The sequence below is a fragment of the Bacillus sp. BS98 genome (genome assembly GCF_008432245.1).
Classification (GTDB): Bacteria; Bacillota; Bacilli; order Bacillales; family Bacillaceae_G; genus Bacillus_A; species Bacillus_A toyonensis.
Map to the genome: position 1 here is coordinate 1,819,254 of NZ_CP043830.1, position 23,991 is coordinate 1,843,244.

A 23,991-nucleotide genomic window follows, 5' to 3' on the forward strand; every position below is an offset into this window, starting at 1 on the left:
ATTGTAAAGTAGACTATTAATCTCTTTGATAATTTTAATTTTTCTTATAGTACAGGGCAAGCTGTATAAAAAAATTTAATTTCGAAAGGAGAATCAATAAATATGAGCACGAAAAGAAGGATAGGGAATAGGTTATTACTTGTTAGTGCAATTTGTACAATAGCTATTCCTTCAGTTTCATATGCGGAGGAAGTAATTTCACCTGAAAATTTTGTGAATGATTCAAGTTTGTATGAGGGACGGAATACGGATGTATTAAAATCAAGCTTATATCCTGGTACATATAAAAATCCGTTCAATCACCAATTTATTTCGACATTAAAGGAAACAAACAACAATATAAAAAAAATAGACAATCCTGAAAGTGAAAATCCTGTTATAGCTACTACCCTTTCATTTATCCGTTATATGGATACAGAAGACTATAAATCTGCAATTGATTTAACTTCTCGATCATTACAGAAAGTAATATCCGAAGAATGGCTGAAGAGTTATTGGAAGGAACTCCCTGCGCAATTACAAGCAGGTTCTTTTAAGGAGATTGGAGAGGTAACACAAAAAGAGACAAATTCTGTTCATACAAATGTAGAGATTAAATTAGTTTTTGAACAATTTACAGTACCTTTATTAATTAAGCTAGATCCATCTGGAAAAATAGATGATTTTCAACTTAGTATGTCGTTTAGTCCAGTTGCAGAGCGTCCGTCATATAGTAAGCCTGAATCCTTTGTTGATAAAGAAGTAGTGGTTGGAAGTGGTGCGTTTCCATTACCAGGAACATTGTCTGTTCCGAAGGGGAAGGGTCCTTTCCCAGCGGTTATTCTTGTTCAAGGATCTGGAGCAACCGATCAGGATGAAACAGCATTTGCTTTAAAACCATTTCGTGATTTAGCTGAAGGTCTTGCCTCGAAAGGAATTGCTGTCCTTCGCTATAATAAACGAACTTATGAACATGGATTGAAAATACAATCCAGTCCTTTTTATACAGTGGATAAAGAGACAACAGATGATGCTCTTCTTGTGACTCATTTTCTTAAAAATGAATCTCTGATAGATAAGAATCAAATTTATATTCTTGGTCATAGTCAAGGTGGAATGATGCTTCCGAAAATGATTGAAAAAGACCAAAATCAAAATATTGCTGGGGCGATTGTGATGGGAGGACCAGCCCGTACGATTCAAGATGTTGTTTTAGATCAATTTGAGTATCTTTTTTCTATTGGAGCAATGAAACCGGATGAATATAAATTTTACAAATCGCAATTTGAATTATTAAATGATCCCAACTTCTCTAGTCAGAATCCTCCAAAAGGTTTTTATTTAGGATCAGCAGTATTTTGGGATTCTATTCGTAAAGTTAAAGCAGCAGAAATGTCAAAAGAACAAAAGACACCGCTTCTAATTATTCAAGGAGAAAGAGACTATCAAGTTCAATCAAAAATCGAAATTCCTCTATGGAAAGAGCAATTAAAAGAACGAGATAACGTTGATTATCGACTATATCCAAAGTTAAATCACTTCTTTACAGAAGGAGATGGAGAATTAAGTAAACCGGATGAATATTATAGTCCTGCTAATATCCCTGAGTATGTAATAAATGATATTGCTACTTGGGTGCAAGGAAGATCGAAATAAAATTAGCACCCTTCTTTGTGCCTCCGCCATGTTTCAAATACGCCAATTACTCCTCCAAAAGAAGAAACGAGAATGGAGCGAATATAAAGCGATTTATGTCATAAAAGAGTACTTGCTACTTATTTATTATTCTTTACAAAAAGAAGCCAAAGAATGAACAAAGATATTATTTCATCTCTTCAATCTCTAACATAAAAACAGATAAAGATCTTTAATAGGTATGAGAAGTATTGTTTGGCTTCTGGTGAAAAGACGTGAAACTAGTTTCGATATAGTAATAATAAAGATGCTTAATTTTGATATAGAATATAATAGCCTTACTACATATTGAATGTAGTAAGGCTATTTAAAGATTTGAAAACAGGATAAACTTATTCAAAATTGCCTACCAAAAATGATGGAAAATTAGATTTATAGTCTTATTTCTTACTGCATCTTGTAACTACAGCTTAGCTAGCTCTAAAGAAATAACAAACCGTTTTCTCATTCGATAATTCCAATTTCTAGAGCCTTCTGGACAGCTTCTTCCTTGTTACGTACTCCTAACTTTGTGTAAGCCGAGGAAGCATAGTTTCTGACCGTACCATTCGATAAATATAGCCTTGAAGCTATCGTATTGTATCGAAGTCCTTTTGCTACTAGTTGCAATATTTCTATCTCTCTGGCTGTTAGTTCATAAGCAGTTGCTTTTGATTGTGGTGTCTCGTTTTGCTCATCAAACTGCTCAAAAATTTTGTGAGACATACCTTGATCAATCAGCGTCCCACCGCTATGAATAAGTCGGATCGTATTAGCTAGCTCTAACGTTTCAATGGATTTAAGTAAAAAACCATCCGCACCGTTACGAAGCGAGTCCAACGCCTGTTTCGTATCCTGAAACGTTGTAAAAATCAATACGCGGATATGTGGCCATTGTTGCTTAATTTTTTTTGTCGCTTCGACTCCATCCATTTGCTGCATATCTAAATCCATGAGTACAACGTGAGGTTGAAGGCGCCCACACAAGTCGATGGCTTGATCGCCATCTTCAGCCAAACCGACTACATTTATATCTTCATACCTGTCGAGTAGTGTACTCAAACTTTCTCGAACAAATGGCTGATCGTCGACAATTAACAAACGAATAAGTCCATCTTTTATTTCAGTTTGTCGCGGTATGGTACATGTAACAAGCATTCCTTCCTCTGGCTTTGTATATACAGACAATTGACCTTGCAAATTCATTGCCCGCTCTTTCATCGTATTCATACCGAAGCCTTCCTGCCATTCTACATTGCCCCTTCCATTATCTTGCACTTCTAATCTCGTATATTGTTGTTCAAACTGCAATGAAACTATAATTTCAGTCCCTTGACCATGACGTACCGCATTCGTAAGGGACTCTTGTAAACAACGAATGAATGCTATCTTCGCTTGTCGAGACAGTTGATATTCCTCTCCGAATGTTCGGAAGCTTACATCCACCTGAGCGTGCTCCTGAAATTCAGCTCCAAGATTTTGTAGAGATTGAATCAAGGAAGGCGATTGACATTGAGGATCCATTTGATGTAGGTAACCTCTCACGTCCTCGATGCTTTTACGTCCCATTTCAAGCAGGGAATCTAGCCTCTGTACACCCATTTCGGTAGCAAGATCGGTTCGCAACGTTTCCATCCCCATAATAATGGAAGTATAGGCGTGACCTACTGTATCATGCAGCTCACTAGAGAGCCTGTTTCGTTCCTCGGCCAGTGTAATGCGTTCGATTTGAGACATATATTGCTCAAGTACCGCGTTTTGTTTACGAATTACTTCATTTTGTTTATGATTGATGATTAATAAATGGAAAGCGAATCCCATTACATAAGCGAATCCGTAGTAGGTGACCATAATCCAATAGCTATTACTTGGCGCAACTGCATAGAAAATCCCGGTTATTACAAAAACTGTTGTTGGAGCTGTCCAATAATAGGACAAATGCCTACTATTTGCTGCGATAAGAAACACCGATATAAGAAAAATATTGTAAGCTTCTGGAAATAAAGAGGTTAAATATATACATAGTCCACCATATAGCAATATTTCTGTGAATAAGTAATATTTGTAATTGAACAGTAAGGCCACCCATGGAATAGAGAAGGCAATAATTTCCCAAAGAATAATAATCCAAAGTGGTAATGTTAAACCATCCTGAAAATTTAATGTTGCTAGGATGGTAGACACACTAACAAGTAGACGGATTCCTAACATAATCCAATCATACCAAAACCAATATTTAACCATATCAAACAATTCATTTACCCCCTAAGTAGCCTTCTTTCTCATTTCCTATAGTATAGAATAATCCTTCTTGCATTGTTATATTTTTAAGTTTAAACTGCCTACTATTCGTAGACTACAAACTTCTATCGATTTAGTTGCTGAATCATACTGCGTGTATAACCTCCAAATTTTTTCGTTAAACCATCTACCATTTTAATACTTATGGCGGTAAACACTATACCCATAAACATTATAAGGAGTGACTTTGGAAAAGTATCTATCTGTATGAAAATAATATTCATATCGATGTATCGATACAATAATGGTGCTAACAGGAACATAAGTGGCATTACATAAAAAATGATTGCACTAATGAGACTGAAAATGCCAATCACAAATTTCTGCATTAACCAAAAGACAGCAGACCAAGTGCGGCGATCCGTAAGTCCTAATTTCACTTGAGCCCAGTCCGATGTATCCGTTGTTACACTTCTATCGTAAGAGTCTGTCGAAATATCAGTATAAATTTTCGTTTGTATGCGCTCGAATTGGATAAAAGTTTTGGTAGTTTGTAGTACGCGTATAATTAATGGAATCCCAACTACCGTAAATGAAAGGGTGAAACTGAATAGCAGAGCTATTAAGTAAAAACAAAAATAAAACAAACCTGTAATGAAAGTTAGTAATAAAAAATAACCATTCTGGATGAATCTTGATCTCATAAAGTGCATCGCTCCTATCTATGTAATAAACGCATCATACTGCTTTTTTTGTCAAACTCACTAGTGTAAAAATGTCATATGACATTTTTACATGATGATAAAAGGGGGGATTAGCCTATTCTTAGTTAAAAACAAGATTATTTTATTAATCATCTACAAAATAATCCCGTTCTTGGATCAGCAAGAAGGGATTGTTTTGTACTTTTATTTAATATGAGATGGACTTGTTTTTCGGATATGAAAAATAATATCGAATTGCTCAAGCAATGAAGTATCAAAGTATAACGAACCGTCTGGGAGGAGTTGTCCCCCTATACTTAGTAATGGCCTTTTTGCTCTAACCCATTTCTCTGCGTGTCCTTTAAGGTGACGGTTATCCAATAAAAACATTTTATATGGTACTTTTCCGAGGGTGTAATTGAAACTTTTTACATTTTGTGGAATAGTATCTGTTGCAATCTTACCTCCGGTGGAAGGATTATATTCGCTGTATAAAGTGAAATTTCCCTCCGTAGTTGTACTACCAATTGTGACATAATTATTGTCTAAACGTTCCTTCAAAAACTGCCCCGCAGCATCAGGGTATAATTTCTCATCGATAATTCCTTTAGCCATATGAATATTGTGTGCCCATACCATAGTTTTACCACCAAATGTCTCTTGTGCCCACATTGCATGATCGGCCAAGTATTGCTCGTGTAGCTTTATTACATTTGGGTAGTCATTAGAAAGCAGCATTGTGGTAAATTTCTCTATTGCATTCGCTGTTGCTTTTACCCAGATGTACTCGGATGAACCTACATCTTTGTTTGTCTGTTCCTTCTCATCTTTTAGTAATTGGGCTACTTTCTCAGCGTTTGCCTTGAACTTTGCTTTCATTTCAGGAGCAAGATTCATATATTCCTGTATACTTCCAGTGAAAGAAGAAAGATCTTTATAGTTTTCTTCTACTTCTGCCCGCAAATCTGGTCGATGTTGCTTTACATAATCAATTACTTTATTAAAGACACTTTGGTCCATTGTTTTTAAGTCAAGTCCGATAAATTGGATTTTCTTTTTATTGGATGGATCAGCATTATAATCTTTCATCCACTCAATCATGGCAATAATTTCATCAGTAGGATATAACAATTTCAAAAACTCCCTAGGGTTTCCTTTTCCTGTTTGTATATATTCATTTAACTTTAATCCGTTTCCCCAATCTTCTTCCATTGTGAAATTTGTAAAACCCATCTCAGTAACCAAATATTTCACAAGTCGAAACTTCATAGTGAAAATTTCAGAGCTTCCATGAGTATTCTCTCCTAATCCTACATATTGTGCGCTCCCAATCATTTTCTTAAGTGGTTTTAAATCCTCAAATGGTTTTGACGGTTCTGTCGTTTTTAATGGATGCGCCTGTGATTGTATTGATTTAACGATATTTTTTTGGATTGATTGAGCTGAATCTTCAACTGCAACTGTTTGTGCTTTTCCTACTTCTCCACCTCCTGCGACTAATATAGCTGTACTAACCATTGCAACCATTCCACAATACCTCTTTTTTTTATTCATTTTTTTCACCTCAATTGAATTATTTTCAAAAGCAAGATTGATTCATGTACTTGCACGAATCAATTGCCGTAATTCAATTTTTATTTATTCCATATCATATTTTCTAGTTACATATTGTCACAAGATTATTTGACACAGGTCATAGGTTAAACATTACAGTTTCGTACTATCGGTTATGACAACTTATGAAGAATAATTACATGATTGAATCGTAAGTAAGGCTAGATTATGAATTTAAGAGGGGGGATTGATTAATCAATATGAAAAAACATCTTCATTCTGTGTTGTATTTCTCGAAATGACAGGAAGTTGATTAGATAAACAAATTAATAAAAGGGGAAGGACGGATTACAATGATATTACATGCAAAATCATTCCACAATATGGATAAAGTCCAACGTGCTAAAAAAGGACTGCAACTGTTTTTAAGTATTTTGTTCATTACTTCTATTCTTTTAAATGTAGTAATAATGATTACGAAAAGCATGCCGCTAATTGTGGTATATATGTTTACTCCTGCAATTTCTTCTATTCTAACTCGTATCATACTGCGAGAAGGCTTTAAAGATGTATCTTTTAGTCTAGATAACTTAAAGATATGGAAGGGGATTACTTTGGCCCTGATAATACCTATGATAATATGTGGAATTACATATTCGATTGCCTGGTTTAGCGGATTTGCGAGGTTTCAGCTCCCACAAGGTGGTATGCTAGAACCTATCTACAATATACTTGGACTTCAGTATCTACCGATACCATTACGTTTCATTTTTATAGTAGTATTGAGCGGAATTTTAGGAAGCTTGCTTAACTTAATCCCAGTTATGGGAGAAGAGATGGGTTGGCGGGGTTATATGCTAACAAGGCTAGTCGATGCGGAATTTTCACGTCCAATCCTTATTAGTGGATTAATATGGGCAACATGGCATGTCCCAATTGTTATTGCTGGTCTATATGTAGAGGGAACATCTGTCTTTCTCTCTGTACTTGGCATCTATTTTTGTATTGTACCATTCAGTTATATTACAGCTTATTTACGACTTATCACAGGTAGTGTTTGGCCGTCGGTTATCATCCACACCACTTGGAATGCTATTATTCAAGGGCCTTTTGCACGTGCAACTACAGGATATCAATTAGAGATTTGGATTGGAGAAGCTGGCTTGATAACCGCTCTTATTATTTCGATTACTGCAATAATTGTGTATCGGATCATAAGGTTTACTAAACGTGTATAACTTTGAAATAAAAGTATGATATTTTAAAAATGTAATTTTGTTACTTTTAATTGAGCATTCACAGCATGGGATAGATTAGGAGAGTCCTCAACCCATATTTTAAAATCTTGAGTAAATGAATCCGTCTCGCTCCAAACATAATTATGTTTGGAGCGAGACGGATTCTTATATGAGAACTAATCGTAATATCAAATCACATTTTTTTACTTCAAGGACATATAGAAAAGAGAAGTCTCATCTTTTGAAATGTAGTAGCTAATTTAGATGTGAATAGATTTAGAATTATTTATAAAATCATGAAATCTAGAAATACCAATTACCATGTTACGAAAGACGAATTAAGAGAGGATACTTGGATAATGCAACTCTCCTATTGTGAAGCAATAAAGAAAAAGCGTATAATATTATAGTTATCCCATTTTTGGGAGCGACCCGCGAATGATAAATAAGATTGTTGTTTTATCATCGCTTCTAAACATATATACAATGAAAGTAACACTGGAATACAGATAGGGAGTTATACAATGAAATTAATTATTGCCGAGAAACCAGATCAAGGTTTGGCTCTTGTTTCACAGTTTAAATATCGCCGAAAAGATGGATATTTAGAAGTAGAAGCAAATGAGTTATTTCCAAATGGAGCGTACTGTACATGGGCAATTGGTCATTTGACGCAGTTATGTAATCCAGAACATTATCATGCAGAGTGGAAAAAATGGTCACTTAATACGTTACCGATGATTCCAGAACGTTTTCAATTTGAAGTAACAAAGTCAAAGTATAAGCAATTTAATGTAGTGAAACAGCTGTTACATAATCCGGGGGTAACAGAAATTATTCACGCAGGCGATGCTGGGCGCGAAGGGGAATTAATTGTACGAAACATTATTAATCTTTGTAACGTGCAAAAGCCGATGAAACGTCTTTGGATTTCATCTTTAACGAAGCAAGCCATTTATCAAGGATTTAAAAATTTACTAGATGAAGCAGATACGATTAATACGTATTACGAAGCATATACAAGATCTTGCGCCGACTGGGTTGTTGGTATGAATGCATCGCGTGTTTTTAGCATTTTGCTAAAGAAAAAGGGAATGAATGATGTGTTTTCCGCCGGACGTGTACAAACACCGACACTCGCATTAATCGTAAAGCGTGAGAAAGAAATTGAAGACTTTAAGTCAGAGCCGTTTTGGGAAGTGTTCGCAACCTTTAATATTGAAGGGAAGAAATATGATGGGAAATGGGAGAAGGATAATGAATCCCGCTTAAAAGACCCTGATATGGCGAATAAAATTGCGGCTTTTTGTCAAGGGAAACCGGCAGAAGTGAAGGAAATGAAAACGGAACGTAAAGAGTTTCAGCCGCCGCTTTTATTTAATTTATCAGCACTGCAAGCGACAGCAAATAAAGCTTTTAAATTTTCGCCGAAAAAGACGCTTGATATAACGCAAGCACTATATCAAAAAGGGATAGTTTCTTATCCACGTTCGGATTCTAACTATGTTACACAAGGAGAAGCAGCGACGTTCCCTGATATTTTACAGAAATTAAGTCAGTTTGATGAATATAAAGGTTTATTACCGGCTCCGGTTGAATCGATTATGAACAATAAGCGTTATGTGAATGAAAAGAAAGTTACAGATCACTACGCAATTATACCGACAGAACAAGTTACCAATCCAAGCAAATTATCAGGCGATGAAAAGAAAATTTACGATATGATCGTAAGACGACTTATTGCGGCGCATTATGAAGTAGCAATCTTTGACTACACAACAATTACAACTCTTGTAGACGAACGTGCTGCGTTCATTTCGAAAGGAAAACAGCAAATACAAGAAGGTTGGCGTAAAGTTATTTTCCAAGACGATAAAGATGACGAAACGATTCTTCCAATTGTAGCTGAAGGTGACCAAGGAAAAGTTGTAAAGGTGAAAGTGAAAGAAGGAAAAACACAGCCACCGAAGCGTTATACAGAAGGACAACTTATTACGTTAATGAAAACGGCAGGTAAGTATTTAGAGAATGAAGAGCTGGAGAAAGTATTAAAGAAAACAGAAGGTTTAGGTACGGAAGCGACTCGTGCCGGCATCATTACGATGCTGAAAGACCGTAAATATATAGATGTGCAGAAAAACCAAGTGTATGCGACTGATAAGGGAAAAGTATTAATTACAGCAATCGGCGACAAAATACTAGCTTCACCGGAAATGACTGCAAAATGGGAACAACGTCTTGCAGAGATCGGAGAAGGTACCGCTTCACCAGCTACATTTATGGAACAAACGAAAAAGCTATCAGCTAAAATTATTGAAGATGCGGTAGAAATGTCGGAGAAATGGGATTTCACTGGATTACATGTTGAATCGATTGATCGAAAAGGATCGAAATTTACGACAGGTAAAAAGGTTGGAAGTTGTAAAAAATGCGATGGTGATGTAATTGATAAATCTACGTTTTACGGTTGTTCCAATTACAATACAACACAATGTGACTTTACCATCTCGAAGAAAATATTAAGTAAAACAATTTCGCAAAAGAATATGACAAAGCTCTTAAAAGGTGAGAAGACCGATTTAATTAAAGGCTTTAAAAAGGGCGAGAAAACGTTTGATGCGAAGTTAGAGTGGAAAGATAATAAGATTAATTTTGTGTTTGAGAATTAAGTAGTTTCAACAAGTGACAAAGCTCTTTCCCGAGTAAAATGTTCTGTATTCGATTTGAAAATATAGATAGAAAAGAAAAAGCATGACAATTTTATGTCATGCTTTTTTATTTTATATTTACAGGGTTTTGTATACTAGCACTAAAATTTATTTGAAATAATTGTTTGAAAAGGTGGTATGAAATAGTGTTAAGTAGCAATAAAGTCTTTTAAAATATAAAAAAGTTTAAAGATTCTTCTTTAACTAAACGGCAGTTTAGTTTTAATACAATGTTTGTTTTATCATTTAACCAAAGTGATAGAAGGTCAAAGAAAAGGCAGTAATAAAGAAGTGCCATTCCTAATGTGGACTGGCACTTGATAAGGTGCAAAATTCATTATTTGATTTCGGCTGAGGAATTTGATTCATCTATTTTTCCTGTACTTTATTATGATTCCTTGGGCAGCCTTTTCTGTTTTAAATACCCATTGTTGGAGAGGTGGTTGATAATACGGTATCATCCACCCTAAAATTTTGCCGATAAAATAGGCGGCAATTAGTGTGCCAATTCCTATTGAGCCTAATGATTGAATAAAAATTATACAAAGTGCACCAGCTACACAAATGTTTATTAAATCGCTCAAAATTTTTGCTTTACCGAATTTTAAATTAAATTTTTCACTAATTGCATAAGTTAATGCATCATACGGCATTAATGGCAGTTTCGCTGTTGTATAGCCCATTAAACCGACTGCTATAACAAATAAACTAACAATCAAATATACACTTCGAGCAAGGAGAGTTTCAGGTGCAGGGAAAAGTTGGACAAGGAAGAGCGTTGCATCCATGAAAAAACCAAATAAAAACGAAATAATGAATTGACTCACAAATTCATTTAACTCCATTCGTTTACTTAATATCACTTGAATGATAATGTATAAAACATTTGCAAGCGCCATTGTCACACCAATCGATAAACCAATCGTTAGCGTACTTGCATATGCTAATGATGACACAGGCGATACACCAAATCCTGCTTGAATCGACATGCTAATGCCAATCGACATAAAAAATAACCCGAGCACGTATAAGAAGATGCGCTTCAAGGCTCTGTTCCAATGATTCATAGTATCTCTCACTTTCTAGTTAATATTATCAATATAAAGACTATAGCTATAGAATTAAATATAACGCCAAATTCGACATATGAAAAATATATATATGATAAACTAATCATATCAAAAAACATATGACGGAGAGATACAATGGATTTCAGGCAATTATATTACTTTAAAGAAATTGTGAAACAAGGAAGCATTTCTAAAGCAGCAGAAGTGCTCCATATCGCGCAGCCCCCGCTTAGCCAATTATTAAAAAAGCTTGAAACTGATCTTGGCACAACTTTAATTCATCGATATCGTCAAAAATGGGAGCTTACAGCAACAGGTGAAATACTATACCAATATGCCAATAAAATGTTAATGCAAATTCAAGATGTAAAGCAGCAAATTCAAGAAATTGAACAAGGTATAGGCGGAACAGTAAGTATCGGTGTATCGTCTACATGTTCGAATATGCTCATTGACTATGTTAGTATGTTTAGGACACAATACCCTAATGTCAAAATAAAAATAGTAACTGGAAATTCAGAAGAATTATTAAAAAAACTAGAACAAAGAGAAATTGATGTTGCCTTACTTTTACGATTGGGCAATAGTGAACAATATGAGATGAAAATATTAAAAAAACAACCAACCGCTGTGATTATTCCATCAAGTTGGGCAACATCGTTTTCATCACAGCATGTGACGATTGAACAGATTGCCCAGTTCCCATTCATTATGCTAGGAGCAATGGAAGGGCTCTCCTTCAATGAAGACCTTTTCAAGGTGTTTGATGAACATCAGGTCAAGCCAAATATCATTATCGAGTGTAAAGATATACGGATGGTTGTAGCACTTGTTAGTAGAGGACTAGGATTATCCGTTATTCCAAGAATGGATTACACATCATCATTTTTAGAACATACAACGCTTTTTGAATTGAAACAATTTGATTTTCATATAGAACCTGTAATAGTAAAATTAAAAGACCAAAGAATTTCCAAAGTAGCATCTCAATTTTGGGAAATGGTTGATTAGGAGATATGAACAAAGCAAAAATAGCCTTCAATCAAGTAATAAAGACATCTTACGAAAAATTGAGCCGGGATAAAAAGTTCTTTACTTGAGGAAGTTTCAAAACTGACTGTAGCTTACACCGATGTCTATAAAAAGTTATAGAGCATTTCTTTGAATGAGGAATGCTTTTTGTTTTTGCTTGGAATAAAATATACAACAAAAATATTATCTAAAGTAATAAAATTTTATTGTAAAACGATAAAATTTATATTAAAATCAAAATCAGAATAAAAAATCGAGTTGCTTTTTATCGAAAAGGTAACAACGTTGTTTTTTTAGAGGAGGTAAAAATATGAACAGTCACAATTTGATTATTGAAAATATGGATAACCCTCATGAGTTGGAGAGAATGTATAGAAAAGACCCGAAAGCTTTTAAAAAGTCATTCTCACAAGCATGGGAACAAAATCCGGATTCTCAGGTTTTGGGTATTTGGTATGAAAGATTACATTTCAAGGAGAAGGGAAATACAAGAAAGTCCTCCTTGATTCAAAAGGGTTTCTTATTCATGGGCATGTTAGCAATTCTAGCCGGATTAAGCACCAGAATCATTTTCCACTTTGTCGAACAGGAAGCAATTGCTCCGATTAATCTGGCTTTTGGTATAATCCCTTTTATTGCTGCCTATTTTGTCTACAATAATACTCCGAAAAAAAGTATTATTTATTCTCTTGCAGCGTTGTTCCTAATTTCTGGACTTTATCTTAATATGCTGCCATTAAATGATAAAGACAGTATGATCCTTGCTTATTTACACCTTCCTATATTCTTATGGGTATTGGTAGGGCTTGCGTTTACAGGAAATGAATATTCAAAAGGCAGTACAAGGTTAGCTTATATTAAATTTAATTTGGAATATTGTATTCTTTATGCCAGCATGGCAGTTAGCGGAATGATACTAGCAGTATTCACCATGCGGTTATTTAGTTTTGTTGACTTGGATATAGGAGAGTTCTATTTTAGTAATGTTGTTTTATTTGGTGCTGCCGCTCTCGCTATTGTGGCTGCATACTTAGTATCAATGAATCTTAAGTTTGCTAAAAATATTACCCCCTATATAGCTAAAATCTTTAGTCCGCTTGTCCTGATCACCTTGTTGATCTATCTTATAACGGTTATATGGGTTGGGAAAAATCCATTTTTGGACCGCAATTTCTTGATGGTCTTCAATGGAATACTTCTTGTTGTATTGGCTGTTACTATATTTTCCATTGTTGAGAGCGACTCAGATGAGAAAAAGAACATTTCAGATTATATAAATTTTGTCTTAATTGTTCTTGCACTTATTATTGACAGTGTGGCTTTGTCAGCTATCGTGTTCAGACTTTCTTCCTATGGTATTACGCCTAATAGACTTGCTGTTTTAGGAGTCAACATACTGATTTGGGCAAATCTAATTTGGATTATGCTTTCTTATATGCGTTTTCTACAAAATAAATCCGGACCTTTACCTATCCAAGATGCCGTTACGAAGTATTTGCCAATCTACGGACTTTGGGCAGCGTTTGTTATATTTACTTTTCCTATCCTTTTTAATTAAAAAGGATCTGTTAATGTAACGAAAAGTCAATCTTCTATAACGTATAAAATTTTTAGAGCCGATAATTCAATTTTGCATTTATATAATTTCTCGACAATAAAAAGCGTCCCAAAGTGGGACGCTTTTTATTATGCGTATTGCCGTTTTTTCTTAATAAGTAACAACACTTGTGAAACACAAGCAAGTACTGGTAACTCAATTAACGGTCCAATAACGAGTGCAAGTGCGATAAGAGGCTCGTCTGGAAAAGCAGTCACAGCAATAGCGAGCGCAACAGGCGAGTTTCTTGCTAATGTTGTTAAGCTTAAACTTACTGTATCTTTATAAGATAAATGCAGGATGCGCCCGATAAATTGTCCTAGTAAAAAATTAATGATGAAGAACAATAGAACAGGAATGAGTAATAATAAAACAACATTCATATTTTGGAGTAAATATTTACCTTGTGATGCAAACATCGCTACAATTGCTAAACTTAAAAATACAATTTGAGCAGAGCTGAAAAACGGAATGATTTTATTCTCGAGTGTTTCAGCGTTTTTCATTTTATTCATAATGAATTTTGTAGCATGTGCAAGTAAAAATGGTAAGACGATAACGATTACGATACTTTCTATTAGAATAGAAACCGCTACAGTCTTCATTACACCGGCAAATAAAAATAAATAAACAGGTAGCAATAATAATTGTAAAATTAAGTTTACAGGCAAAATCGCTGTGGAAAGCGCTACGTTTCCTTTCGCTATTTCAGTAAATATTAAGTACCAATCTGTACATGGAGTAACCATTAACATTATAAACCCAACCCAAAGTGCTGGGTGATCTGAAAGAAATAATGCACCTAATCCCCAAGCGAGGAAAGGCGTCCATAAAAAATTAATGGTAAGGCTTGTTCCTGCAAATTTTAAATTGCGAAATCCGTTTTTAATCTCTTTCAATGGGATGCTGAGGAATAATCCATATAACATGAAAAATAAGAAGGGGACAATGAATTTGTCTGAATACATATGTATGATATTAAATTGTCCGAGTACAATGCCGCATGTAACAGCAAATAGAATAATAAAAGTTTGAATCTTTTCTATAGTGCTCATGAATAAATCCTTTCTAAATATGAATTTCCCTCTCTAAGTTAATTATACAAGTAATAAAGTAGTATTTGGTGTTTTATTATTATTTTCAATTTGAGACTTTATTTTTTATTAAAAGTTACTTGACTAAAGTAAGTGGCTATATTACAATCACTTACATAAGGTAATTAAATAACAAAAAGTTATAGGTTCCTGAAATGAAGGTCTCTATTCGAACTTTTTCTTAGAGTAAGAATTTTTATGATGATGAATAATGAATATGAAAAGAAAGATTAGGTGAAGAAAATGGGACTATTTAGCTCATTATTTGGTAAAAAAGAAGAAATTACGAAAGTAGAGGAGAATAAAACTATGTCAAAAGTATTATTTGTAAAAGCGAACGATCGTCCAGCGGAGCAAGCAATTAGTTCAAAAATGTATGAAACATTTGTAAGTACTTATAAGGAAGCGAACCCAAATACAGAAATTACAGAGTTAGATTTATTTGCATTAGATCTTCCTTATTACGGAAATATCGCAATTTCAGGTGGATATAAACGCAGTCAAGGAATGGAGTTAACAGCTGAAGAAGAAAAGGCTGTAGCAACAGTAGATCAATATTTAAATCAGTTTTTAGAAGCTGATAAAGTTGTATTTGCGTTCCCATTATGGAACTTCACCGTACCCGCACCATTAATCACATATATTTCATACCTTTCTCAAGCTGGAAAAACGTTTAAATATACAGCGAATGGTCCGGAAGGTTTAGCTGGTGATAAGAAAGTAGTTGTACTAGGTGCTCGTGGTTCAGATTATTCTTCAGAGCAAATGGCTCCTATGGAAATGGCGGTTAATTATGTAACAATTGTACTTGGATTTTGGGGAATTACAAATCCAGAAACAGTGGTAATTGAAGGACACAATCAATATCCAGATCGCTCACAACAAATTGTTGAAGAAGGTTTAGAAAACGTTAAAAAAGTAGCTGCGAAATTTTAATTACTGATAGTAAATGGAAAAACCAACATGGATGACCATGTTGGTTTTTTAGTCTATATTCTATGTTAAAAAATGTATATTCATAAAATAAAAGAAAAGTTTGAAAATAGTATTGCAAAATATTATATAACAAATTATAATGAGTTCAAGAATAGTTGATACTCAAATTAAATATTCAGAAAATTCAATTAGTTAAAATTGGAAAATGAGATAAGGAAATTTGAATGGGGGTTATATTATGGCGAATAAAGTACCGTTTTCGTTCATAGTAGTTATTGGATTAATGTTATTTGCACTATTTTTTGGAGCCGGAAATTTAATTTTCCCAGCTATGCTAGGTCAATCGGCAGGAGAGAATGTATGGATTGCTAACGCTGGATTTTTAGTAACAGGTGTTGGATTACCATTACTAGGTGTACTAGCATTTGGTTTTTCGGGTAAAGATGATTTACAGTCATTAGCAAGTCGTGCTCACCCAGTATTCGGGATTGTGTTTACAACAGTTTTATACTTAGCGATCGGTCCGTTATTTGCAATACCAAGAACGGGTAATGTTTCTTATGAAATTGGTCTTAAGCCTTTTATGCCAGAAGGATTAGGTTCTACACCTTTAATTCTTTTCACAATTATATTCTTTAGCATCACTTGTTTTTTTTCGCTAAATCCTGCGAAAATTGTCGATATTGTTGGAAAAATATTAACGCCAATTAAATTGACATTCATCGGTATTTTAGTAATCGTTGCTTTTATTCATCCAATTGGAGATATGCAAGCACCAGTGGAAGGGTATACATCACATGCATTCTTTAAAGGATTCCAAGAAGGATACTTAACAATGGACACGCTTGCATCATTCGTATTCGGAATCATCATCATTAATGCAATTAAAGAAAAAGGTGCGAAAACGAAAACACAGATTATGGTCGTTTGTGCAAAAGCGACAATCATTGCAGCATCTATTTTAGCAATTATTTATACAGCACTTTCTTATATGGGAGCTTCAAGTGTTGCGAAGCTTGGACATTTAGAGAACGGCGGAGAAGTATTAGCGAAAGTTTCTAATTACTATTTCGGATCATATGGTGGAGTATTATTAGGATTAATGATTACAGTTGCTTGTTTGACAACTAGTGTGGGACTTGTATCAGCATGTTCTTCATTCTTCCATAAGTTATTCCCAAATATTCCTTATAAAGCAATTGCAATCACGCTATGTGTATTTAGTGCAATTGTTGCAAACGTAGGATTAACACAATTAATCGCAGTTTCTGTTCCAGTATTAACAGCAATTTATCCACTAGCAATTGTATTGATTTTCTTAACATTCTTCCATTCACTATTTAAAGGAAGAGCTGAAGTTTATCAAGTGAGTTTAATTGTAACATTTATCATCAGCTTATTCGATGGATTAAGTGCAGCTGGAGTTAACATTGAAGTAGTAAGCCAAGTGTTCACTAAATTCCTTCCGATGCAGGAAGTAGGATTAGGCTGGATCTTCCCAGCGATTATCGGTGGATTTATCGGATATGGCATTAGCGTTTTAAAAGTGAAAAACCAAGTTCAACCTGCAACTAGAGCGGACAAAAAAATAAGTTAATTGAAAAAGTTATAGAACTTGTTTCTATAACTTTTTTTGTTACTATTAATAAGGAGTAAAAAATAAAGTAGTAGGGGAAATAAAATGAAAAAAACAATTGATCATATCGGAATCGCAGTTCGTGATATAGATAGTACGATACGTTTTTATGAACAGGTTCTATCAGGGAAATTAATAGATCGTTACGTAAGTGAAGCACCAGGTGTGGAAAGTGAAGTTGCTATTATAGAAGTGGATGGAGATAGAATTGAACTACTTGCACCGACGAATAATACAACATCACCAATTGCCCGATTTATAAAACAAAAAGGGAAAGGTGTTCATCACGTTGCATATCGTGTCGATGATTTAGATGTAGCTTTAGAAGAATTAAAAGAACAAGGTATTCGAACATTAGAGCATACACTTCGAATGAATAAACATGGTAGACGATTAATTTACCTTAACCCAGCGGATACAGAAGGAACGATTATTGAGTATTGTGATTATCCGGAAGAGAAATAGAAGAAGGATATTTTTTAAAAGGTGTTACGTTATTACGTAACACCTTTTAATTTATCCTGCTATTTGTAGGAGTCTTACTGCCCGTAAAAGCGCCATTGGTGAGGGCTGATTAAAGTTTCACTTTATGTATTTCACATTTTCTTCACAAATGATTCACGAGAACTTTTCTTCTTAGGGAACTTACATAAATATATTTTATGATATAATTACAATCGACTTTAAAAATATAAGTTATTTCAATTAGAGTAGTTACTATTATATTAGTAGTTTAAAGGTGGGGAGAAATTAAGTATTATATTGTATGGTAATTTATACTTAATCAGGTTAATATTTCGTCAGAAAATCAAACTAGGAAGTATAAAGTAATAAAGGTGTAGTGATGAAGAAGAAAGAAGTGAAATGAGTGTGAAAGTAATGAGAAGGTTAGGGGCATGGCTAGTAATAGCATGTGTGCTTATTATATTGATACCAAAAAGCGCGTCTGCTCATGCGTATGTTGTGAAATCAAATCCTATGGAAAATGAAACGTTGAAAAAAGCACCAACTGTCGTGAAAATCGAATTTGATGAGGATATACAAGTTTCACATTTTAATACATTGTTTGTAAGAGATACCTCAGGTAAAAGAGTAGATTTAAAAGATGCTCATATTGATAAAAGAAACAAAAAACTATTAGAGGCAGGGGTAAAAGAGAATCTTAAAGACGGTCTCTATTCTATTCAGTGGAAAGCTATTTCAGCTGATGGACATCCAATTCAAGGAGTTATTCCGTTCCAGATTGGGTTAACCGAAGCGGGAGCAGATGATGTACAAGTAGAAGAGATGGGGTATGTCCCGCAAATCGATATGATTATGGAACGCGGGGTTCTATATACAAGTTTCTCACTATTTTTAGGAGTTCTATTCTTTAATCTTATTATATATAAAGGGAATGTAATAGAAGTTCACTCAAGGAGTAAGAGAATAATATGGATATCATTAATAGGTATATTCATTAGCTTACTATGCAATCTACCATTGCAAGCGAAAATAAATGCTGATGTTTCGTGGTTAGAAGCATTTGATCCACTATTATTAAAAGAAACATTGCAACTATCTGTTTTTGGTTATGTATGGATTACTCAAATGGCTCTTATTAGTCTGCTTATCATTGTTACTTATTTTGCTGTGAAGCGTGAGAAACTTTCATCGTTTAAAGTATGGAGCATTCCAATATTACTTTTTATTGGGTTACTCGTTATGAAAGCCTTTAATAGTCACGCATTTGGTTTGAAGTTTAAAGACATTGCTGTCGTTATGGACTTTCTACATTTATTCGCAGCTTCGTTATGGGTTGGCGGTCTATCATCAATTATTCTTCTTTTACGTAAAGAGGATGACAAGTGGACTACGTATTGGGATGCAATTAAGCGTTTTTCAACATGGGCAACAGGTGCTGTCATAGTCATTGTATTAACGGGTCTTTTTAACAGTACATTTTTTATTCCCACGATTCATTCCCTATTTGATACGAAGTATGGATTAGCATTATTAGCAAAGATACTTTTATTCGTTTTCATGGGGATATTGGGAATTATTCATTATGTGAAAGGGAAAATGCGAGCCCGGCAAGGATTAGGTGCTACGCTGAAAATAGAGTTGATCATTGGAATTATCGTTTTCATAATCGTAGCTTTTATGACAAACGTGCAAACACCGCTGATGCCTCCTACTGGACCTTTTACAGAGAGTAAACAATTAGATAATGGATATGAACTTACTTTACATGTAAGCCCTAATAAGGTAGGACAGAATACATTTCATATTACTTTGAAGGATGAGAATGGACAGCCTGTTACTAATATGGAACAAATTATATTGACGACTCAATCGTTAGATATGAATATGGGCCAAGGTTCATTTAAAGTTTCAGCAATTTCACCGGGAGAATATGAAGCGGAAGGTATGTATATTAACATGACAGGAAATTGGAATATACAAGTTCACGGGTTAACAAAATCTCTTGATAGCTTCGATACGGATTATAAATTTATTGTAGGTGGCAGATAAAGTGAAACTTTAATCAGTAGGAGGGGGCATCTCCCACTGATTATTAGCCTTCACCAATCGGCTTTTACGGGGGCAGCAGGGCTTCTACCCAGATTCTTTGCTCCAGCAGAATTTTGGGGTAGGAGTCTTACTGCCCACAAATAGCGGGATAAAGAGACGTTACAGATGAAAAGGAGTTAATAGAAAATGAAGCGTATAAAAAAATTAGGAACAACAATGATCGCAACAATAATTGCAATGGGAATTTTTTCGTTACCTGTTAGCGCTCACGTAACTGTGCAACCAGCAACTTCGGATGCTAACTCATGGGAGACTTACACGATAAAGGTACCAGTTGAAAAAAATGTGGCAACGACAAAAGTCACACTAAAAATACCGTCCGGCATTGAGTTTCAACAGTATGAACCAGTGTCAGGATGGAAAGTGGAAGAGCAAAAAGATGCAGCTGGAAAAGTTAAAACTGTAGTATGGGAAGCAACAGGAGAAGGGATTTTATCTGGTCAGTTCCAACGATTTACTTTCGTTGCTAAAAACCCAGATAAAGAACAAAAGATAGCTTGGGATGCATATCAACAATATAAAGACGGAGAAATTGTTGAATGGACAGGCGATGAGAAAGCTGAAAAACCGCATTCAGTTACTACAATTGCAAAAGGTAAGTCCTTAACTGGGGAACATGGGGAAGTATCTAGTGTGGGAAAGAATGAAAGTACAAGTAATATGCAAACAATAGCAATTGTGTTATCAGTTTTAGCGATTGTATCTTCAGTAAGTACGTTTGTTTTTGTAGTACGTCGTAAAAAGTAAGGTATAAAAAAGAGCTTACAAATAGTAGGCTCTTTTTCACGTTTATTTATTTCACTTCAACTTGTTGCCCTACAGCAAGTGTTTTCGGCTTTATATTTACAAAGCAAATACTCACGACAATAAATAATAGACCGATAAACAAGCTCATTGTAATGGCCTCATGTAAGAAAATTGAACTTACAATAATAGCGATAAGAGGGATAAGGAACGTGTAAGCTCCAACTTTACTTGCTTCACCAGCTCCAACAAGTGTGAAGTAAGCGAGCCATCCCATTGCAATAACAAAGAACGAAATAAAGAGTAGCACACTAACAAATGGCATACTCCAAGCGATACTAGACCAGCTTTCAAACTCTGATCCAAATCCAACTAAGCAAACACCTCCAATAATAAGCTGAAGTGTTACCATCCAAATAGCATTAACGCGGTGCCCGGTTTTTTTAATAAATACTGTACCCAGTGCCCATCCAATCGCACAACCTAATGCGAGAAGGATTCCAATGATAGAAATATGGCCGGTTAAGCTACTAGAGCTAATAACCCCCACGCCAATAAATCCTAGAATTAAACCGAAAATTTTTAAGCCATACATTGATTCTTCAAGCCATATCCACGAGAAAATGCCGAGTAAAACAGGCTGTAGAAATACAATTGCGGAAAATAATCCAGCGGGCATGTATTGAAGACCGACAGTTTGTAGTCCGTAAAAGATAATGATGTTAAGTACAGAAGAAATAACGTATAAATGCCAAGTTTCTTTTAAATGTAGCTCTTTGTATTTCGGTAATGCGAAAATAAGTAAAATGAATCCCCCAATTAAAGTTCTAACGCCTGCAAATAAAACAGGTGGTGTATAATGCAAGGCAAATTTAGATAAAGGCCAATTAATTCCCCACATAATAACGAGAAAAGTAAGGATTATGGCCGTTTTTGTTCGAGAAAGCTGTGTCACGGTAAGACCTCCTTGTTGTATTTCATTTCACTATGATATGATATCGACTGTGATAAATAAAATGAATCTTTTTTATAAGGGGTATAAGTGATTAGTTATGACCATTACACAACTACAAGTTTTGATTAAAACGGTTGAATTAGGTAGTTTTACGAAAGCAGCAAAAGCACTTAATATGACACAGCCTGCTGTCAGTCATGCCATTTCAAGTATTGAGTCAGAATTAGATATTACGATTCTTATACGTGATAAGAGAGAAGGTTTAATTGTTACTGACGTAGGAGAGAGAATTCTTGTTCATATTAGAGAAATATTGAATGGAATTGAGAAAATTGAGCAAGAAGTTGCGATGGAGAAAGGACACGAAGTTGGGACGATTCGAATTGGGAGTTTTCCGAGCGCTTCTGCACATTTCTTACCCAAAATGATAAACCTTTTTAAGGAGAAGTATCCGAACTTAGAAGTCGTTCTTTGTGAAGGAACGATTAAAGAAGTTGAAGATTGGTTAGTATCGAGGGTTATTGATATAGGAATTGTTATTTTGCCTAATAAAGATATGGAGATTGTTCCATTAGCGAAGGGGAAAATGGTTGTTATCTTAAGAGAGGATCATCCTCTCTGTAAGAAGGACGCTATTACAATTAGTGATTTAGAGAATGAACCGATCATATTATGTAAGGGTGGATACGAACCACCCATTATTGATATGTTTAAACAAGCAAACGTACCACTTCGGGCTGAGTATGTAATTTCGACAGTTACTACAGCTTTAAATATGATTCAAGAAGGATTAGGCATTGCAATATTGGCTGAATTATCTTTAACGAATTTACCCAAAAATGTGCAAACGAGAGAATTGGAACCACAAGTATGGAGAGAAATTGCTTTAGCTGCTCCTTCATTAAAGGATTCTTCAATCGCTGTGCAGCTATTTATTGAAGAATTTCAAGCGCTATTTGCAGAATAAAAAGAGGTGTCTCATATATCATAATGGGACACTTTTTAATTTACTTATAAAAAATCTGTGAAAAGGATTGACTTATTTTTTAGTTGTAACTATAATGATTACATCGAGGTGGTGATGACGATGAAAATTAGTAGCCGCTTTTCTATAGCTGTTCATATTTTATCTATTTTGAAAAACAATCCATCTTCACTTTGTACTTCAGACTATATGGCTGAAAGTGTAAATACAAATCCGGTAGTAATCCGTAAAATTATGTCGTACTTGAAACAAGCTGGATTTGTTTACGTAAATCGCGGGCCAGGTGGTGCGGGATTATTAAAGGATTTACATGAAATCACATTGTTAGATGTGTATCATGCAGTGAACGTAGTCGAAGAAGACAAGCTATTTCATATTCACGAGCAACCAAATCCAGATTGTCCAATTGGAGCGAATATTCAAGTGGTGTTAGAAGTTATATTAATTCAAGCACAATCCGCGATGGAAGAAGTTTTGAAAAATATTTCGATGGAGCAGTTGTTTGAATCTTTACAAGAGAAAATGAATGCTTAAAATATTATCTATATTTTTTTATTATAGATGTAACTATATTGATTACAACTATAAAGGTAAGGTGTAAAAATTATGACTGTAAAAATGAAAGTATACTCAGACTTTATATGTCCGTTTTGTTTTTTAGCAAAAGGTCCATTAGATGAGGTAGTGAAAGAGAAAGATGTAGAGATTGAATGGATGCCATTTGAATTACGTCCAAGTCCATATTCAAAAATAGACCCATGGAATGAGCCAGAAAAATTAGGTTCATGGGATGCTTTCATTCTTCCGACAGCGAAGAAGTTAGGAATTGATATGCGTTTGCCACGTGTTTCCCCACATCCATATACGCATTTAGCTTTCGAAGGATGTCAATTTGCGAAAGAACGTGGACTAGGTAATGAGTATCATCACCGCGTATTCACAGCATTTTTCCAAGAAGAGCAAAACATTGAAGATATTGATGTGTTAACAAAATTAGCGGTAGAAGTAGGACTTCCTGAGGCGGAATTTAAAGATGCTTTAGTAACTCGTAAATATAAAGAAAAGCATCAAGAAGCAATTCAGCACGCATATGATGAAGCGAATATTATGGCTGTTCCAACTGTCATGATTGGAGATGAAGTCATTCAAGGGCTTGCTAGTAAAGAAACACTAGAAAGGGTCATTGATAAAGAAATTGAAAAGGATAAAACAAATTCATTTGAAGGTGTGCAATGTAATACCGATGGATATTGCTAATTCGATTGTTATG

Annotated in this window: 19 protein-coding genes and 1 pseudogene; 14 read left to right on the top strand and 6 right to left on the bottom strand. The window is 34.7% G+C overall.

Annotated elements, in window-relative coordinates; translation table 11 throughout:
- Window positions 1-102: 102 nt before the first annotated feature.
- Both F0362_RS09555 and F0362_RS30885 read left to right on the top strand, forming a co-directional pair.
- Window positions 103-1,635 carry an alpha/beta hydrolase gene (locus tag F0362_RS09555; protein ID WP_149889747.1) on the top strand — a complete coding sequence of 511 codons (1,533 nt, stop codon included), beginning with the start codon at window positions 103-105 and terminating at the stop codon, window positions 1,633-1,635.
- A 1-nt stretch (window position 1,636) separates the two neighbouring features.
- Window positions 1,637-1,789, top strand: a pseudogene (locus F0362_RS30885) (IS4 family transposase); the annotation flags it as partial.
- Between the two features lie 329 nt (window positions 1,790-2,118).
- On the opposite strand, the gene F0362_RS09560 reads toward F0362_RS30885, so the two are convergent.
- The 3 genes from F0362_RS09560 to F0362_RS09570 form a co-directional block, all read right to left on the bottom strand.
- Window positions 2,119-3,906 (bottom strand): helix-turn-helix transcriptional regulator, encoded by a 1,788-nt coding sequence (locus tag F0362_RS09560; protein WP_000460016.1) that lies wholly within the window; start codon window positions 3,904-3,906, stop codon window positions 2,119-2,121.
- A 113-nt stretch (window positions 3,907-4,019) separates the two neighbouring features.
- Window positions 4,020-4,598 (bottom strand): sensor domain-containing protein, encoded by a 579-nt coding sequence (locus F0362_RS09565; protein WP_001257618.1) that lies wholly within the window; start codon window positions 4,596-4,598, stop codon window positions 4,020-4,022.
- A 204-nt stretch (window positions 4,599-4,802) separates the two neighbouring features.
- Window positions 4,803-6,152, bottom strand: coding sequence for an erythromycin esterase family protein (locus tag F0362_RS09570; protein ID WP_033659067.1), 1,350 nt, complete (start codon window positions 6,150-6,152; stop codon window positions 4,803-4,805).
- Window positions 6,153-6,505: 353 nt separating this feature from the next.
- Between F0362_RS09570 and F0362_RS09575 the strand changes: the two genes are divergently transcribed.
- Window positions 6,506-7,390: a CPBP family intramembrane glutamic endopeptidase gene (locus tag F0362_RS09575; RefSeq protein ID WP_000600478.1), complete on the top strand. Its 885-nt coding sequence runs from the start codon at window positions 6,506-6,508 to the stop codon at window positions 7,388-7,390.
- Between the two features lie 524 nt (window positions 7,391-7,914).
- Window positions 7,915-10,059, top strand: a complete 2,145-nt coding sequence (gene topB, locus F0362_RS09585; RefSeq protein WP_000766747.1) for a DNA topoisomerase III — start codon at window positions 7,915-7,917, stop codon at window positions 10,057-10,059.
- Between the two features lie 404 nt (window positions 10,060-10,463).
- Here topB and F0362_RS09590 read toward each other — a convergent pair whose 3' ends face one another.
- Window positions 10,464-11,165: a YczE/YyaS/YitT family protein gene (locus F0362_RS09590; RefSeq protein ID WP_001017068.1), complete on the bottom strand. Its 702-nt coding sequence runs from the start codon at window positions 11,163-11,165 to the stop codon at window positions 10,464-10,466.
- A 138-nt stretch (window positions 11,166-11,303) separates the two neighbouring features.
- On the opposite strand from F0362_RS09590, the gene F0362_RS09595 reads away from it, so the two are divergent.
- Together F0362_RS09595 and F0362_RS09600 are read left to right on the top strand one after the other, a co-directional pair.
- Window positions 11,304-12,179 (top strand): LysR family transcriptional regulator, encoded by an 876-nt coding sequence (locus F0362_RS09595; RefSeq protein WP_000347544.1) that lies wholly within the window; start codon window positions 11,304-11,306, stop codon window positions 12,177-12,179.
- A 331-nt stretch (window positions 12,180-12,510) separates the two neighbouring features.
- Complete coding sequence (locus F0362_RS09600) at window positions 12,511-13,758, top strand: DUF4153 domain-containing protein (RefSeq protein ID WP_001084259.1); 1,248 nt, start codon at window positions 12,511-12,513, stop codon at window positions 13,756-13,758.
- A gap of 128 nt (window positions 13,759-13,886) precedes the next feature.
- Here F0362_RS09600 and F0362_RS09605 read toward each other — a convergent pair whose 3' ends face one another.
- Window positions 13,887-14,852: an arsenic resistance protein gene (locus F0362_RS09605; RefSeq protein ID WP_000103790.1), complete on the bottom strand. Its 966-nt coding sequence runs from the start codon at window positions 14,850-14,852 to the stop codon at window positions 13,887-13,889.
- A gap of 282 nt (window positions 14,853-15,134) precedes the next feature.
- On the opposite strand from F0362_RS09605, the gene F0362_RS09610 reads away from it, so the two are divergent.
- The 5 genes from F0362_RS09610 to F0362_RS09630 all read left to right on the top strand — a co-directional run bounded on the left by F0362_RS09610 (window position 15,135) and on the right by F0362_RS09630 (window position 20,784).
- A complete protein-coding gene (locus F0362_RS09610) occupies window positions 15,135-15,827 on the top strand; it encodes an FMN-dependent NADH-azoreductase (RefSeq protein WP_000522496.1) in 693 nt (230 codons plus the stop codon).
- Window positions 15,828-16,065: 238 nt separating this feature from the next.
- Window positions 16,066-17,424 carry a branched-chain amino acid transport system II carrier protein gene (gene brnQ, locus F0362_RS09615; protein WP_001284763.1) on the top strand — a complete coding sequence of 453 codons (1,359 nt, stop codon included), beginning with the start codon at window positions 16,066-16,068 and terminating at the stop codon, window positions 17,422-17,424.
- Window positions 17,425-17,508: 84 nt separating this feature from the next.
- The gene (locus F0362_RS09620; protein ID WP_000750859.1) at window positions 17,509-17,928 is read left to right on the top strand and encodes a VOC family protein; all 420 of its coding nucleotides are present in this window, start codon (window positions 17,509-17,511) and stop codon (window positions 17,926-17,928) included.
- Window positions 17,929-18,327: 399 nt separating this feature from the next.
- The gene (locus tag F0362_RS09625) at window positions 18,328-19,977 is read left to right on the top strand and encodes a copper resistance CopC/CopD family protein (RefSeq protein ID WP_000114317.1); all 1,650 of its coding nucleotides are present in this window, start codon (window positions 18,328-18,330) and stop codon (window positions 19,975-19,977) included.
- Window positions 19,978-20,163: 186 nt separating this feature from the next.
- Window positions 20,164-20,784: a YcnI family copper-binding membrane protein gene (locus tag F0362_RS09630; RefSeq protein ID WP_000821390.1), complete on the top strand. Its 621-nt coding sequence runs from the start codon at window positions 20,164-20,166 to the stop codon at window positions 20,782-20,784.
- Between the two features lie 46 nt (window positions 20,785-20,830).
- Here F0362_RS09630 and F0362_RS09635 read toward each other — a convergent pair whose 3' ends face one another.
- Window positions 20,831-21,736: a DMT family transporter gene (locus F0362_RS09635; RefSeq protein WP_000192823.1), complete on the bottom strand. Its 906-nt coding sequence runs from the start codon at window positions 21,734-21,736 to the stop codon at window positions 20,831-20,833.
- Window positions 21,737-21,833: 97 nt separating this feature from the next.
- On the opposite strand from F0362_RS09635, the gene F0362_RS09640 reads away from it, so the two are divergent.
- From F0362_RS09640 to F0362_RS09650, 3 genes are all read left to right on the top strand, one after another.
- Window positions 21,834-22,703, top strand: a complete 870-nt coding sequence (locus F0362_RS09640; protein WP_000156755.1) for a LysR family transcriptional regulator — start codon at window positions 21,834-21,836, stop codon at window positions 22,701-22,703.
- 120 nt (window positions 22,704-22,823) lie between these two features.
- Window positions 22,824-23,255 (top strand): Rrf2 family transcriptional regulator, encoded by a 432-nt coding sequence (locus tag F0362_RS09645; protein WP_000704077.1) that lies wholly within the window; start codon window positions 22,824-22,826, stop codon window positions 23,253-23,255.
- Between the two features lie 72 nt (window positions 23,256-23,327).
- The gene (locus tag F0362_RS09650) at window positions 23,328-23,978 is read left to right on the top strand and encodes a DsbA family oxidoreductase (protein ID WP_000216688.1); all 651 of its coding nucleotides are present in this window, start codon (window positions 23,328-23,330) and stop codon (window positions 23,976-23,978) included.
- Window positions 23,979-23,991 lie beyond the last annotated feature (13 nt).